This is a genomic window from Eilatimonas milleporae (assembly GCF_003688555.1).
In the GTDB taxonomy this organism is placed as follows: domain Bacteria; phylum Pseudomonadota; class Alphaproteobacteria; order Sphingomonadales; family Kordiimonadaceae; genus Eilatimonas; species Eilatimonas milleporae.
Genome location: NZ_REFR01000009.1, coordinates 192090 through 207199, shown reverse-complemented (window position 1 = coordinate 207199; position 15110 = coordinate 192090). Strand labels below are relative to the sequence as shown.

The following is a 15110-nucleotide window of genomic DNA, read 5'->3' as shown; positions in this document are numbered from 1 at the left end:
CAGTCTGGGTAGATAGTCAATGGGGGGACACGATGCCGACACTCAATCTTGCCAATACGACACTGGCCTATACCGAAGGAAACGCCGCCACTCAGCTGGACGCGGGTGGAACCGTCAGCGGGGCCACATGGACCGGCGGCAGCCTTGTCGCCCGGATCACCGCCAATGCCGACGGCGGCGACCGGATCAGCATCGCTGACACTGACGGCGATGGTACGGCCATTACCATCGTCGGCACCGATATTTTCGCCGACACCGGTGGCGGTGCCGTCGATGTCGGCGATCTCAGCGCCGCCGGCGGGGTGGCGGTGGCCGGCGCGGCGCTGACCGTGACCTTTGGCGCCGGTGTCACCGACCCGATCGTTCAGGAAATTGTACAGTCCCTGCGCTATGAAACCGTATCGGACGCACCATCCACCACCGACCGCACGGTGACCGTGACGGTGACCGACAGTGGCGGCAGTGCCGACGATACCCGCACCGTTTCCGTTGCCGCCACCAATGACGACCCGGTGATCACGGGGTTAAGCGACCGGACATTCACCCAGAACCTGTTGAAGGAAACCCATCAGACCATCGGCGGCGGTGTGACGGTGAGCGACCCTGACGGCTTCATTTCCGACGGTGCGACGCTTCAGGTGGAAAATATGACCCCCGGCCAGAATCTCCTGGAAAGCTTCTGGGTCGATACCGACGGCACCGGCCTGGAAATCACCGCCTTGAACGAGATCAGTGTCGACGGCACCGTCGTCGGCAGTATCGGCGGCGGTGTCGATGGCGGCATGCTGGCCTTCATCTTCAACGCCAATGCCACCATCGCCGATGTTGAAAAAATTGCCCAGAATGTCACCTACCGTGTCATCACCGACGAACCGGTGGCAACGCGCCCCATAGAATTCCGTCTTCAGGACGGCAATGGCGGCAGCACCAGCGACACCATCACCGTGACCGTCACCCCGGAAAACGAGGCCCCGCGTCACCGCACCGATATTGTGACAGGATCCGTCGAAAACGTCCGCACGATCGAGCCCATCGACGGCCCCGGCTGGCATGTCAGCCGGTTTCCGTCGGCGACCTTTGACAATTTTGTTCTGGACGGCGACGCGCGTATCCGTATCGGTATCGATGCCGCCAGCCCCAATATCGGCTATCAGGGCTATCAGTACGATGTCGGTGATTCCACCGAGATTTCCATCCGCTTCTATATGCCGGACGATTGGGGAACGACGGGCACCATACACACCGGGGTCTGGGCTGTCGGCTATGACCCTGACGGCAGCAGTTGGGTCTTCCCCTCACTGGAATATAATCATGGCGACCGCGATTTTAACGTCTGGGACCAGGGGCAGTTTAACCATCTCGGCCTGCCGTCGGACGTGGCCACCAACGCCTGGCACGACATCACCATCGCCTATGAGGGCAGCAGCATTGTCTTTACCGTGTCCGGCGACCGTGCCGACGGCAGCGCCTATAGTCTCAGCTATACCGACACCACCGTCGGCACCACCAGCACGTTCCGCACCGCGATTTTAACCGCGCGCAGTGACAACACATCCACTTACGACACCCTGTGGGACGATCTGACCACGGATGAGGGCGATGCCTCCGCATCCACCGTCTGGGCGACCGCCAATGTCCGCGTGGGCGGGACCGTTGCCATTGACGGGCTGGAAATCGCCGACCGGGACGGCGGCGTGCTGACCACCCGCCTGTCCGTGGGAGGCAACGGCACCATTACCGTCGATACCGCCGGTACGGCCGGTGTGACCGGCAACGGAACCGACACGATAAAGATCACCGGCACGGTGGCGGAGATCAATGCCGCCCTGTCCGGCCTGTCCTTCACGGCGGTTGAAGGCGCACAGCCGGTCGCGAACATCACCGTCACCACCACCGATGACGGCGGTCTCTCGGATACCGATTTTATCCGCATCTCTATCGCCGGTGGCGGCCAGGCGCCGGACGTTGCCAACAGCGCCCCGGTGACGGCGGCCGCTACGGTGGATTTGCAGCCCGGTGACAGCTATGTCTTCCAGGGCGCGGATTTTCCCTTCACCGATACCGACGGGGACGCGCTTGAGGCCGTGCGCATCGACAGCCTGCCGGAAATCGGCACCCTCACGTTCAACGGTGTGGCCGTCAGTGTCGGCCAGATGATCGACGTGGCCGATATTGCCGCCGGCCGTCTTGTGTTCACGGCGGATATGCGGGGGGCCGATGCCAGTTTTGTCTTCCGGGTCAGCGACGGGGCCGATATGTCCGCCACCGCGCGTTTCGCCCTTCAGGTTGCCGATCCGTCACCGGACGGTGGCGGCATGGATGCCATTGGCGGCACGCCGGCTGCCGACGATCTGACCGGCGGTGACGAGAATGACGTTGTGCGCGGTCAGGAAGGCGACGACAACATTCGCGGCGCCGGCGGCGATGATGAAATCCTCGCCGGGCGGCGCGACAATGGCAACGACACGCTGTCGGGCGGCACCGGCAACGACACGCTGGGCGGCGGTGTCGGTGACGACAGTATCGACGGCGGCGATGACGATGACATCCTGTTCGGGCGCGAGGGCAGCGACAGGCTGTCGGGCGGCGACGGCAATGACATCATCTTCACCGGCGACGGCGACGACACGGTCAATGGCGGCTTCGGCAACGACACGCTGTGGGGCAGTGACGGCGACGACCTCTTGATCGGCGGGGCCGGCAGCGACACCTTCACCTTCGGTGTACTGGCGGGCAATGACCGGGTGGCCGATTTTGATCTGGGCGACGATGCGCTCGACCTGCGCTATGCGGTGCGGGACTTTGAAAGTCTGGACGATGTGGCGGCGGCCGCACGCCTTGGCGTGGACGGCAACGGCAATCCCAGCCTGGTCATCGATCTGGGACCGGGCGAGGACGGCAATCCCCAGTCCGTGACCATCACCGGCCTGACCCTCGCCGATCTGACCGACATGACCATCCTGATCTAGAGGATGGACCCCGCGGTCCGGGCGCGGCGGTGGTCCGGCCCGGACTGCGCTGTTCCCCGTACTCCTTGTCCTCCCTCCGGTAAGTGGCACAGGGTATGTCCGTTTGCCGCGCGCTGTTTCTTTGCTGTCATCTCTTGATGCCACAGGCACCGCCACAGGATTGGCGGAAGAGGCAGATTGTCATGAAATACACTTTTAAGTAAAAAGTAAATATCGTAAAAGTAAGTTCTTTCACATTGAAAAGAAGGGGGACACCGTCATGACAGGACATGGCCTGAAACGCGTGATGCCGGGGGCGCTGATTGCACTGGTGGTCTGTATGACCGTGCCGGTCTGGGCCGTGGGCGATGTGATGCTGAAAAACGCGAACCTGACCAATAAAACCGGCTATGGCCTGACGGTGGACATTGGCGGCGCCCTGACCAGTCTTTCAAAGGATCAGACGAAAAACGATCTGAACGGTCTGTTTACATTCGCCACCTTTAAAATCGATGGTCAGGGATACACCTGCTTCTTTGATCAGTCTCCCGATGTGACCGTCATCGGCAGTGCCGACCTGACGCTGACATATAAGGACGGTATGCCGAATGCCCTGATGGTCGGCAATCTGGCCGGTGCGGCCTGCACCAAGGCCTAGGGCGTGACATAACCCAGCCTGTGCCTCTGGCATGCGATCATATGTGGCTTTTTGTACAACCAGCACTTACAGAATATGTGTCGGTGTGCTATGCTGCAATGCAGCAGCTAAATCCCTTTTGATTGCGGAACATGCGTCATGACCACCGGCCCGGCAGAGACCTTGTCCCTCACATCCCCTTTCTTTCAGGGGGCGGTGACTCTGTCACCCGGCGCTGTCCGTTTGTTTCGGGAAGAGGGCGGACAGGCGGCGCGGCAGGCGGCCGACCTGGCCGGCGGCATGATGTCCAGCCTGCTTGGCGCATGCCTGCTGCCGGGCCTGAGACAACGCAACACGGCGCTGGACTGGCTGTTCTATGATGTGGGTAATCTGACCGCGCGGGAATTTGCCCATCTGTCCGCCGTGCCCACACGCGAAGGCTCGATCCTTGTCGTCTGGCCGACGGGGGCAAAGGGGGATATGGGTGTGCATCCCTACCGTGACCACGCGGCGCTGCGTGCGGCGCCGGGCCGTATGCTGGACCGGTTCACCATTGCCGGGGTCGGCAGTTCGGATGTGGGCGCTGCCGCTTTTGCCCGCACGGTTGCCGACCGCTACGGCCAGCCGGTCGGCGCCATCGTCGCCGGTTATGGCATCGCCGACCTGCTGGGCGAAGCCATGGGCGGCTGGTTCGTCCTCGGGGCCGCCAACCGGGCGATGAAACTGTGCCATGACATGGGGCAGGACCTCAGACGGTTCGCAGGTATGTGGCCGATGCTGGCCGGTCTGCCGATGCCGTTTTCACGGCACGGCGCGGCGGATACCGGCGGCCCGGTGCGGCCCGGTCACCCGGATTGGAGCGTGGTCGGCCGCAACGACACGGAAACCCTGCTGCGTTTGCTCCTGGACACGGACAGAACCGTTCTGTCCGTCGCCGGGCACAGCAAGGGCTCCTTGTCCATGGCCTATGCGCTGGATGCATTGACCGATCTGGATGACGGGCCCGCCCTGGATCGGGCAAGGCAGACCCGCCTGACCACGGTGGGTGCCGTGGTGGCCCTGCCGGACGGGTTCGGCAATGCCGGCCAGTATCTGGGCGATATTGACGGCTTCGGCGTCCTGAATTCCAGCTTGTGCGTGCCCCACACCCGTATCCCCGGCTGGCACCATCTGAACACAAACTTGCCCAACCACACCGATTTTGCCGCCATTCTCACCGGTGAACCGGATTAGGGTTTCGATATTCTCACCGCAGTGTCAGGTCATGCGGCCAGCATGTCCAGAAGGCGGCGGTAGCGAACGCGGCTGGCTTCGCGGCTGCGGGCGGTAAAGCCGCAGGCGGCGGTGACGCGGTGCCAGTCCACCTGCCGTCTGCCGGTGGCTTTTTGCGCCAGCACGGCCCAGATCAGGCGGCGGTCGTCCGCATCGCGTATGGCTGTGATGGCATCGAACAGATGGGGCACGGCGTCGATTTCCGTGCCGGTGGCACAGCGTTTCAGGGCATGGCGCCGCCGGCTTTCCTGATCGCGGACGACTTTTTCCACCGTGTCCCAGCCGTCCGTCAGGATGCGCGGATGACTGGCGCGATAGCCGTCCAGCCAGCGGTCGCGCCCATGACCGGGCCCGAACAGCAATCCGCGAAACCCGTCCACCAGTCGGCTTTCCAGCCGGGCGCGGAGCGATGCGGCGTCCGGGCCGGATTCGCCGGGGACGCTGCCGGGGACGCGACCGGAAATGCAGTCGGGAACACTCTCGGCACCGGGGGCGGGGATGAGACCGGCGTCAGGATTCCGGGCGGGGCCGTTCAGGTCAAAGACCATTTTCAGTTCTGCCGTGAAACTGTCGAAACAGGCGTCGCTGATATGAAACGCCTGGACCCGGTGGGGGCGGAGCGGCATGTGACAGGCCGGCGTCAGTCGGGCGCGGCGCTGTTTGCGGGGTATGTGGTCCTGATCGGCGGTTCCGGCCGGCCGGGCGGACCGGACCCTTATGCCCGGCCGGCCTGATGGGACCGGCCGTATGGAGGGGGCTGGATGAAGTGCGTGGGGGCGGGACTGGGTCTTGACCGTCATGGGGGCTCTCCGGTGTTACAGGTCCAGTTCGATGAGGGGGTCGTGACAGCAGTCGAAACGGCCGCCCACATTCAGGTGCAATCGGGGGTCACCGCCGACGATACGGCGCAGTCGTCCGCCGTCGGTGCCGAAATGGGCGGCGACATCGGCCAGCCGGACGACGCGGACACTGACCGGTTTGAGCGTGCCGTCCGTCATGCGGCGCCGGCGTGTTACGGTGCGGCCGCGTGCGCGCACATGGCGCACAATGTCGCCAAGCGCCGGCCCGGTTTCCGCCGGCGGGGCTTTGCGGCGGGTGCCCACCCGCCTCATGTGCGATCTCCCGATGGGGCCGGTTTCCTCGGTGTGGGCATATTTTCCTGTGGGTTCGCATCTCCCGGCGGTGTGGGGTCGGGGGGACTGTCCTCTGTCGCCGTGTCCCGGCTCAGGCTTGCCTCCACACGGGCCCGGATACCGGGCGGGCATTCGTCAAGACGGGGTTTCAGATGGTTGGGCCAGCGCCTGTGTTCCAGCGCGAAGGCCGCGCCGGCTTCCCATTCGGCGTCCGGGTCGGTGGGAACCGTGACGGTCGCGCCGGCAAACGACGACCCGCCGCTATGCTTCGGTCCGGGCCGTGGTCCGAGACGGGGATCATACTGGCCTTCCAGCAGTTTCAGGAAACTGGATTCCTGGCAGAAAAAATCCAGGCTGGCGCGGAAATCCGTCCGCCGTCCGCACAGGAAATCCGACTGCCCGGCACGGGCCAGCGCCTGTGACCAGCCGTCCAGCCCGCCGGCATCCGTCAGCCGTGCCTTCAGCGCCGATTTGCGCCGGGGCGACAGGCGCAGCGCCTTCGGCCAGCCGTGACGGGCGGCGGCCTCGTTATAGGCCGCGAAGGCCAATGCAGTCATCTCGGTCTGCCGGGTGGACGCGGCCCCGTCAGTATTCCGTTGCCGTCCGGCACCGTCTGCCGTCAGTCGCTTTTCCTCTGGCTTTTCGGGTGAGTGTGTCTGCGATCTGCATTCGGTGCCGTCATCTTCCGGGGGACCGTCTTTCCGGACATCCGGCTGTGCCGTGTCCGTCTTGCCCCGCGTTTTTGCCGGTGCCGGCCGTGTGTTCGTATCCGGCATGTGTAGTGTTTGCGTCTTGTTCTGTATCTGCGTCTTCTTGGGTTGGACAGCGCTCCCGGCAGGTGTGGGGCGAGGGCTGGTGACAGGGGGTGGTGCAGGGGCTATGGCATGGCTGTCGCCAGATCTGTCTCCACGGCTGTCACCATCCTCTGCGGCGCCCTGTCCGGTCTCGTCAGCACTGGCGGGCAGCAGCGCTTTCAGCACCGCCTGTTCCGGGGTGCCGGCCAGATAGGGACTGGTCAGGATTTCACGGATGACCAGGGTTTTCGCCGGACAGGCCGGCAGGCTGAGCGCGGCCTTGGCCGCGCCGGCGCCGTGGTTGCGGTTGGTGATACGGTTGATATCCAGATGCCGGCGGATCATCACCACCTGGGCCGCCCGGTCCCAGACGATCAGTCCCGTGCTGTCCAGACGGCTCAGGCAGTGCTCGGCAAGGGCTGTGTCCAGCCCCATGTCGGCGGCGACATAGGCCGGTTTCAAGCGAAAACAGCCGATGCTGTTGCCGTGCCGGCAGGTCAGCAGATAGTGGAAGACCAGCTTGGTCCAGGCGTCGTCGCCAAGCCGGTTGAAGCGCTCGGAATCCCACACGCTGCTCATGACTTTTCCGAAATCCCTCATCCGTGTTCTCCTCACATGCCGAAAGTGTCCGGGGCCGGATTTGATGTCGGCGCCGGTGCCGGGGGGACGGCCGCCGTATCGGTGAAATGGCAGGCCGCCATATTGGCCCCCAGCGTGGCGGTGCCGGTGCGCCCGCCGCGCCGCTTGGCAACGATCAGGTCGATTTTGCCGGCCGCGCGGTCCATGGCTGTCAGCCAGTCGCCATAGTCGGGGGTCGCGGGGTGGGGTTTGCCGCGTTCCAGATAATATTCCTCGCGGTACAGGAAGATGACTTCGTCGGCTTCCTGTTCGATCTCGCCGCTGTCGCGCAGGTCCGACAGGACGGGGCGCCTGTCCTCGCGGGTTTCCACCTGACGGCTGAGTTGCGCCAAGAGCAGTACGGGAACGTCCAGGTCTTTCGCCATGTCCTTGAGGGACGCCACATTGCGGCTGATCCGCTCATAGCGGGTCAGCCGGTGGTCCTCGTGACCCAGCTTGCCCAGATAATCGATAACGATGAGGGACAGTGTGCATCCCTTCAGGGCCAGACGTTTTTTCTGCTGTCCGGCCAGGTGACGGATACGGACCACGCTGATGCCGGCTGTCTCGACAAAGCGGATGGCAAGGTCCGCCAGTCGGGTTCCGGCCGTCTGTATCCGCGCCGTGTCCGCCGCTGTCAGCCGGCCGGTGGCAATCGCTTCATAGGGCAGGGTGTGTCCGTCATGGATGGAAATATCGTTGGCCAGCGCCCGTTCCATACATTCACCCGCCGACATTTCCGGGGTGAAGACCAGCACGCCCGCGCCCCGGCCCGTTCCCCGGTCCGTGGCTGTGTCCCGATCCGTGGCCGGGTCCCCGCAACCGGCCGACGTACCGCGCTCACCGGGTCTGACGCTGCCCTGTGCATCCCCGCTGGCGGTCGGCCCGGGGCTGTCATTTCCCGGATGTCCCGCGCGGGCGACATTCAGCGCGATGTTCAGGCCCAGGGCCGATTTGCCCATGCCGGGCCGCCCCGCGACCACGGTCAGATGGGTCCTGCGCAGGCCGCCGATACAGGCGTCCAGCCCGGCAAGACCGGTTGACAGACCGCCACCGCTGCCGTCCAAGGACCGGTTTCGGGCCGCTTCAATCCGGGCAAGCGTCGCGGCCAGCAGGGACGGCGTGTCCTGTACCGCCGGGCCGGTGGATGCGGTGTAAACATCGCTTAACGCATGGAGACCGGTCTCCAGACCGGCCAGCGCATCCTCGAAACCGGTATCCGTATGCGTGCCCCTGTCGGTGGCGACCCGTCTGCTGAAGGCGTGCGCGATCGCCAGTGCCTGTCGCCGGCAGGCCAGATGAACGATTTCGCGGGCATAGTCCCCGTGATTGATCAGCGATGCGGCCGAACCCGCCAGGCGCACCAGATATCGTGCGCCGCCAACGCCGCTCAGCCTGTCGTCCCCGTCGAAATAGGGTTTCAGTTTCACCGGGTCGGCTGTCCGCCCACACCCGGTCATGTCCAGCATGGCGCTGTAGATGTCGCCATGTACGGGTTCAAAAAAATGGTTCGGCAACAAAAAGGCGCGCACGGTGTCCAGGCAGGCATTGTTGGTCAGGGCCGCGCCCAGAAACGCCTGCTCCAGCTCCAGATTGTGTGGAGGTCTAAGAGACGGTGCGGTGCCGTGCGGCCCGGTATCTGGCCAAGTGTCCGGCCAGGCGCCGGTCTCATTCATGACCGGAATCCTGTTCGGGGCCCGCTCCAGACCCGGCCGGGGTAAGGCAGGAACCTTGATCACCACCTGCGGATGCGGACAGTCTGTCCACCCGGTCCGCCACGGCCTGTTTCCGCCGGTGCCGGGTGACGTTCCGTTCGGCCATCAGCAACAGCGCGTCGCGGGTGATCACGGTATCGTCCACCCGGTAGTACAGGGCCGGGTCATGGCCATCGGCTTTCAAAAGGGCGGCGCTGTCGTCGAAATCGCAGCGGACCACGGGGATATGCCCGCTGCGGCGCAGGACACGTTTGGCCAGTTCCACATGATCGCTGTCCGGTCCCGTGGGGACGGGGCCCGGTACATATGGGTCCGGTTGGTAAGGATCGGTGGAAAACAGTCCCGAACAGGCATCAAGGGCGCTGTCCGGAATACCGTTCCGCGTGCGGGTGAAAAAGGCGGCGCCGTCGGCGCGGGCTATGTCCGTCATGCTGTTCGCCATGCTGCCTGTGATGGGGGTGGGATGTTCATGTGGGTGAAAATATGTGATTTATTCACACATATCAACAGGAATATTTCACACAAGACATGGCGGGAAAAGTGTGAAATAAATCCCCCATGCGCCTAGCTGAACTGTTACATAGGGAAATGCAGGCCCGCGGTGTGAAGGCCCGGCCCCTGGCGTTGAAGGCCGGCTTGGGCGAAACCGCTGTGCGCGACATTCTCCAGGGCAAGTCGCAACAGCCGCGCCGGCGTACCCTGGAAAAAATTGCCGCGGCACTGGGTCTGCCCGCCGGCTATTTTCTGGATATGGCCAATCTGGCCGGTCCGGCCTTTGATGGGTATCCGCCCGATCCTGTGGCGGATCATGCCGGCGGTCGTGGAGCCGCGCAGGACGCCGACCATCTTTTTGATGCGGCAGCCAGCGGTTTTCCCGCCATGCCCGCTGCCCCTCTGGGCATTGCCGTCAAGGGCCGGCTGGACGGTGCCGGCACGCTGCATCCGCTGGCACCGGGGGACCTGCGTGAGGTGCCGCTGCCGCCGGGAGAAAGCAATCCAACTCTGCTCAGCTGTTATATCATGGACGATGACAGCATGGCCGACACCCTTGTCAGGGGGAGTTATTTCATTGTGAAGGACATCCGGGCCGGTGGAACCATCGCCCCGTCCAATGATTATCTGATCATGGCGGAGGGGCGTTGCTATCTGCGCCAGTTGTATCAGGACGAGGCCGGATGTCTGTGGTTTATCGCCATGCCCAAATCCCCCAGGCCGGGACTGGCGGCTTTCGCTGCCAACATGGACATGCCCGGTGCGGCCATGCATGACGATCCGCAAGCTCTTGGTGTCAGGGATATTCTGGGCCGTATCGTTTATGACGCCCGTCTGCGCCAATAATTCTGTCCGTTAATCCTGTCCGCTGGCTTTGTCTGTTGCTCCTGTCTGGGCGTAACGCATGGTGAGGCCGGTGGAAACCGCCCTGGCCGCATTCACATCCATTGCCGGTTTCAGGGGTAATGACCGGGGAAAGAAAGACACGAATCACATTTTATTGTGTGAAAAATTTCGTATGATCTTGACGTGTGATTTTATCACACATATTCTAATGTCATGAACAAGGCGAAACCCATGGTCAAACCTTTTGCCGGCGGCGTGCCGCCGGCATGGCGCGCGGCGCGGGGCATCCCCCATTCCCCCCTCCCTCTCCGGGCCGCGCGCCTTTTTTTAAAACTGCTTGCCGGCTTGCTGCCGTTTGCGGCCCTGACAGGTCTGTGCGCCTGGGCGCTGCATTGGATCGCCGTTCATGTCATTGCGGTCTAGGGCGATGTCCGCGACTGTCATAACCGGTCGTCTGACCCCTGTGGAAGATCGCTGGCACGGCAATTACCCCGGCGGCACACCGCAACAGGGAACCCAGGTGAAAAATCCGCACACCGGTGGGGCCTTGAGCGGCCGCGAACTGGATGCCGCCGAACGCCATGCGTGCCTGACGCGCCAGCGCGGGGATTTCCAGCGTACCCTGCATGCCGTGCGTGAGCGCCTGACAGCGACAATTGACGCTGCCGACCTTTCAGACGGGGCGCGGGCGTTTGCCGTTTCCGTCATTGGGGACTGTATGGACGATCTGGCCGCGGACACGCTGCCCCTGTTCGATGCCGACCTGTGTGACATCGATGATGACCTGACGGATATGTAGGGTCCGATCGGTGGTACAGGCGTGCGGGCGGTGCGCGATATACCTTCGTGTCATCCCTCAGCCCGTCACCAGACGGTAAACCGTACCATCCGTCGCATCGCGTATCATGTCGATCCGTGTGCCGTCGAAATGCAGGCTGAGGCTGCGCCCCTGCACCGGGATGGCCGGCACATCGGGCCAGAAAGCCGCGATGCAGATTCCGCCGGGGTCCCGCACACTGGGATAGACGAGGCCGTCGCTGCCGCCCGCATCCGGTCCATGGCCGTCAGGTGAGCGCAGGCGGCGGGCCAGTGCCTGCGACGGGGTGTAATCGTCCGGGGCGAGGCACCTGGTAAACTCCGCCGCACCGCGCAGATCGTGCAGCCGGGCACGGATACGGCCCACCAGTTCCCGTGTCTGTGCCAACCAGCCGGATGGCTCGTGTGTTGCCCTTAGAAACCGGGCACGGTGGTATGTGACTTCCGCCAGGGCGGTTTCAAACCGGTCGGCGGCATAATAGGCGCCGAAATGCCCGTCGTGAAACCGTCCGGGACGGTCGGGACTGGCATGGACGAAGGGGGCCATGACATAGGATGCCCCGGGTCCAAAGGCCCGGCGCTGTGACGGTACCCTGTCCAGCATGCCCACCGTTTCCGACAGACGGGGATTGGTGCGGGCCTCGCCACTGGCGATCAGCGGCCAGTCGGTCGGATCGGCGATATCCTCGAACAGATCGATGGGCGGGTGCCGTGTTGCGATGATACGCCGCGCGCCGTGCCAGTCCAGCCGGCACAGCGGCGGTACGGCAGGGGCCGTGTCCGTGCCGCCGGTGCCATGATCGTTCATCCCCGGACGGCATCCAGATAGCGCCGTACCCGCATCAGGTCCGTCAACTGGCCGCCCAGCATGATATCCAGCGCCGTGCGCCCGCCATAGACGTCGTTGTCGCGGTGGACCCAGCCATACACCCGGTCATTATCCGTGAACAGCAGGCGCAGTGCCTTGTGGATGCCCATCAGATTGGACAGGCGGGTCTTTCTGTCCACGCCCAGCCGTCCGATATCGCCGCGCTTCCAGCGGGTATAGGTCGCCACCGATATTCCGCCCAAAAGGGTGCAGGCCTGTGCATCCGTCAGATCCCAGCGGGTAAACAGATTGACCGCTGCCCTGGCCATGGCGCGGCCTTCCGCATCACTGATATGGGGGTTTTGTTCAGGGGTGCCGTTATGGTGATGGCCGTCCTGCGCGGACTCCCTTTTCCCGGTTTTGTGGCTATCGACGGGCACCAGATGCATGGCGGTCTCTCCTTGTCAGCAGGTCTTGAGTATGCCTGATATATGATCAATTGACAATTATAATAGATATATAATCAATTGATCATACTCTTGACCACGCCTTGCCATGTAAGAGGACCCTCGCCATAGCAGCCATTGTGTAAGGGACGTCCCCGCTTAGGGCATACAATCCGGCGTCGGTGTCAGGGCTGCCGTTTTGCGGTGACGTTTTTGCACGTTGTGTCCGGTGGTCGTCTCTGTCGGTCGCCTTGCCGCGCGGGGCTTCCGGTCGTAACACTGCTTGCTATGCTGGGGGCTGGCCGTTATCAGAAGCCGGACGGTCGTCAGGCCCGTTCCGTCCGGAAACATGCCCCGGCAGTATGCCCAGGGCATTTAAGCAGGGAGGTTGCCATGTGGAACAAGGTGTCCCAGTTGCTGGGGCTGTCCGACAGTGACGGAGACACGGACCGTGGACTGGAACTGGCAACCGCCGCCCTTCTGGTACAGGTATCCGTTGCCGATGATGATTTCGATGCCCGTGAGAAACAGGTCCTGCTTACCGAACTGCGGCAGCATTTCGGGCTGAGCGACGTGGAAGCCGAGCACCTGATGACCGAGGCGGTCGACCAGCAGGCCGATGCCAGCTGCCTTTACCGTTTCACCCGTATCGTCACGTCGGAACTGAATCAGGACGGCCGACAGGAAATCGTCCGTCTGCTGTGGCGTGTGGCGCTGGCTGACCACAGGTTGGAAAATTTCGAACTGAATGCCATCGCCAAAATATCCGGCCTGCTCGGCGTGACGGCGGAAGATCGTATCCGCCTCAAGCATGAGGTGGAGCGGGACGCTTGAAGGCAAACCGCCCGGTTACGGTCTGTTAAAGGAATGCCAGTCCTTTAATATGACTGGCATCAGATGACTTTCACCGTCCGGCCCTGCGTTTATCCTGTGATACGACCATGAGCCGTATCGCTCCGCCCGCCCTGGCATCGGCAGATGGATCAGCTTTTACCGTTCGGTTTTGACCGCAAAGGCCGCCATCACCGGCAGATGGTCGGAAATCAGGCGTGTGCCGTCGTGCAGCACCCCGTGGTCCCCCAAACGCAAGGGACCCCCGTAAAACAGATAGTCCAGTGTTTTGTCCGGCGCCCGTGCCGGATCGTCGGGCGGGCCATGCGTGAACCACAGGGCCGCATCCGGTCCGTTTGCGGCCGTCAGGGACGGGATGGCCTTGAAGCGTGCCATCATCGGCGCCAGTTCGGTACCCGCCGGATTGTAATCCCGGCGTGTGTCGGCGGTCATACGCTCGTAAACGCCATCGGACGGCAACAGGTTGAAATCCCCGCCGATGATCCACGGCGTGTCGGTGTCTTCCTGCGACTGGATCAGGGACATCACCTTTGCCACCTGCCGTTTCATGGTGTCCGACCCTTGCGCAAAGGCAGATAGGTGGGCGTTCATCACATGCAGCCGCCCACCATCTTCAAGCGGCAGGTCCGCCGTCAGCACCGCGCGTTTCATATTGAACTGTCGGCGCAGTATGTCGTCGCTGCTGATGGCGGGCAGGGCATGCCGCACCGCATTCTCCAGCCGATATTTGGACAGGATGGTCAGTTTCATTCCAACCCTGCCCATGATCGCCGGGTGAGGGACGAATGCCGCCTTCCAGTAAAAGGCCGATGTATGCACCGGGTACCGCCCGGCCAGCCGGTCCAGCAGCATCGCCAACTGGTCGCGCCCATGGGTGCGGTCGGCGCCGTCGTCCACTTCCTGCAGCAGGACGATATCGGGGTCCGCATCCGTGATCACGGCGGCCACTTCGTCGGCCACGGTAACGGTGCGTGCCAGATCCGGCCATGGATCGGTGCCGCCGGTGTAGAAAAAATGATTGTCCCGGTTGCCCGCCAGGAACTGGATGTTCCAGCTCATCACGGTCAGCGCCCGGCCGGCAGGCGCCAGCGGCGCGTTATCGGTACCGGCGATAATGGCCGGTTCCTCAGCCGCCGGGTGATGGGTCGATGCATACACCCACACGGCAAAAGCCGTGACAAGCAAGGCAAGTACCGCCGCGAAACCTTTCAGCGCCCGCATGACCATGACTGGGTATCTCTCCCCTGGTGTAAAGCCCGCGCAGGCTCCATGAAGGCCGCGCCCAATATTGTCAAGACCAATGCGTGCGGGCGGTGTTGCCCGCGCAGCGCACCGGGACGATCGCGCCGTTTTCGTGACCCATTCCACACCGCGTCATACTTGCGCGCCCGATGTCGGCGTGCCGCAGCGGATCGTCCTTAATGATTGCCTGTTTCTTTCCTGGCGCGGCCTCTGTTGCCCATGCCGATGGTACAGGCCGGATGATGGTCGGACAGCCTCTCGCTGCCGATGTCGGATCAGCGGCTCCTTTGTGCTGATGGTGGATGATTGATCATCCAAATAGCATGTATTCGCAAATACAATTTTAAATAAATATTGGCACGAAAATAAAAAATTTTTCTACCAATAGTATATATTATTGCATAATACAAATATATAAAAACAATAAAAAGTAAAATTATACCTTTTGATTAAAGCATCATTTATAGTTCTGATTGGATAATTTGATAAGG

15 protein-coding genes are annotated in these 15110 nt (G+C 62.8%); 7 read left to right on the top strand and 8 right to left on the bottom strand.

Going from position 1 to position 15110, the window contains the following annotated elements:
- The first annotated feature begins 32 nt into the window (after positions 1 to 32).
- The 3 genes from BXY39_RS01820 to BXY39_RS01810 all read left to right on the top strand — a co-directional run bounded on the left by BXY39_RS01820 (position 33) and on the right by BXY39_RS01810 (position 4818).
- The gene (locus BXY39_RS01820) at positions 33 to 2969 is read left to right on the top strand and encodes a calcium-binding protein (protein ID WP_121937124.1); all 2937 of its coding nucleotides are present in this window, start codon (positions 33 to 35) and stop codon (positions 2967 to 2969) included.
- Positions 2970 to 3228: 259 nt separating this feature from the next.
- Positions 3229 to 3606 carry a hypothetical protein gene (locus BXY39_RS01815; RefSeq protein ID WP_121937123.1) on the top strand — a complete coding sequence of 126 codons (378 nt, stop codon included), beginning with the start codon at positions 3229 to 3231 and terminating at the stop codon, positions 3604 to 3606.
- Between the two features lie 138 nt (positions 3607 to 3744).
- Positions 3745 to 4818 carry a hypothetical protein gene (locus BXY39_RS01810; RefSeq protein WP_121937122.1) on the top strand — a complete coding sequence of 358 codons (1074 nt, stop codon included), beginning with the start codon at positions 3745 to 3747 and terminating at the stop codon, positions 4816 to 4818.
- A gap of 29 nt (positions 4819 to 4847) precedes the next feature.
- On the opposite strand, the gene BXY39_RS01805 is transcribed toward BXY39_RS01810, so the two are convergent.
- The 5 genes from BXY39_RS01805 to BXY39_RS01785 form a co-directional block, all read right to left on the bottom strand.
- Positions 4848 to 5483 (bottom strand): hypothetical protein, encoded by a 636-nt coding sequence (locus BXY39_RS01805; protein WP_121937121.1) that lies wholly within the window; start codon positions 5481 to 5483, stop codon positions 4848 to 4850.
- Between the two features lie 189 nt (positions 5484 to 5672).
- A complete protein-coding gene (locus tag BXY39_RS01800; protein ID WP_121937120.1) occupies positions 5673 to 5969 on the bottom strand; it encodes a hypothetical protein in 297 nt (98 codons plus the stop codon).
- A complete protein-coding gene (locus tag BXY39_RS01795) occupies positions 5966 to 7384 on the bottom strand; it encodes a hypothetical protein (RefSeq protein ID WP_121937119.1) in 1419 nt (472 codons plus the stop codon). Before BXY39_RS01795 ends, BXY39_RS01800 begins: the two co-directional genes overlap by 4 nt.
- An 11-nt stretch (positions 7385 to 7395) precedes the next feature.
- A complete protein-coding gene (locus tag BXY39_RS01790) occupies positions 7396 to 9078 on the bottom strand; it encodes a DnaB-like helicase C-terminal domain-containing protein (RefSeq protein WP_121937118.1) in 1683 nt (560 codons plus the stop codon).
- Complete coding sequence (locus BXY39_RS01785; protein ID WP_147453430.1) at positions 9071 to 9547, bottom strand: hypothetical protein; 477 nt, start codon at positions 9545 to 9547, stop codon at positions 9071 to 9073. Before BXY39_RS01785 ends, BXY39_RS01790 begins: the two co-directional genes overlap by 8 nt.
- Positions 9548 to 9675: 128 nt before the next feature.
- On the opposite strand from BXY39_RS01785, the gene BXY39_RS01780 reads away from it, so the two are divergent.
- The 3 genes from BXY39_RS01780 to BXY39_RS01770 all read left to right on the top strand — a co-directional run bounded on the left by BXY39_RS01780 (position 9676) and on the right by BXY39_RS01770 (position 11254).
- On the top strand, positions 9676 to 10455 hold the full coding sequence (locus BXY39_RS01780; RefSeq protein WP_121937116.1) for a helix-turn-helix domain-containing protein: 780 nt from the start codon (positions 9676 to 9678) through the stop codon (positions 10453 to 10455).
- 231 nt (positions 10456 to 10686) lie between these two features.
- Positions 10687 to 10878: a hypothetical protein gene (locus BXY39_RS19250; protein ID WP_170163548.1), complete on the top strand. Its 192-nt coding sequence runs from the start codon at positions 10687 to 10689 to the stop codon at positions 10876 to 10878.
- Positions 10862 to 11254, top strand: coding sequence for a hypothetical protein (locus BXY39_RS01770; protein WP_147453429.1), 393 nt, complete (start codon positions 10862 to 10864; stop codon positions 11252 to 11254). The genes BXY39_RS19250 and BXY39_RS01770 overlap by 17 nt, the downstream gene beginning before the upstream one ends.
- A gap of 57 nt (positions 11255 to 11311) precedes the next feature.
- On the opposite strand, the gene BXY39_RS01765 is transcribed toward BXY39_RS01770, so the two are convergent.
- Both BXY39_RS01765 and BXY39_RS01760 read right to left on the bottom strand, forming a co-directional pair.
- Positions 11312 to 12079, bottom strand: a complete 768-nt coding sequence (locus BXY39_RS01765; protein ID WP_121937113.1) for an RES family NAD+ phosphorylase — start codon at positions 12077 to 12079, stop codon at positions 11312 to 11314.
- Positions 12076 to 12528, bottom strand: coding sequence for an MbcA/ParS/Xre antitoxin family protein (locus BXY39_RS01760; RefSeq protein ID WP_211332030.1), 453 nt, complete (start codon positions 12526 to 12528; stop codon positions 12076 to 12078). The genes BXY39_RS01765 and BXY39_RS01760 overlap by 4 nt, the downstream gene beginning before the upstream one ends.
- A gap of 390 nt (positions 12529 to 12918) precedes the next feature.
- Between BXY39_RS01760 and BXY39_RS01755 the strand changes: the two genes are divergently transcribed.
- Complete coding sequence (locus tag BXY39_RS01755) at positions 12919 to 13359, top strand: tellurite resistance TerB family protein (protein ID WP_170163547.1); 441 nt, start codon at positions 12919 to 12921, stop codon at positions 13357 to 13359.
- A 156-nt stretch (positions 13360 to 13515) separates the two neighbouring features.
- On the opposite strand, the gene BXY39_RS01750 is transcribed toward BXY39_RS01755, so the two are convergent.
- Positions 13516 to 14604 carry an endonuclease/exonuclease/phosphatase family protein gene (locus BXY39_RS01750; RefSeq protein ID WP_121937111.1) on the bottom strand — a complete coding sequence of 363 codons (1089 nt, stop codon included), beginning with the start codon at positions 14602 to 14604 and terminating at the stop codon, positions 13516 to 13518.
- Between the last annotated feature and the right edge of the window lie 506 nt (positions 14605 to 15110).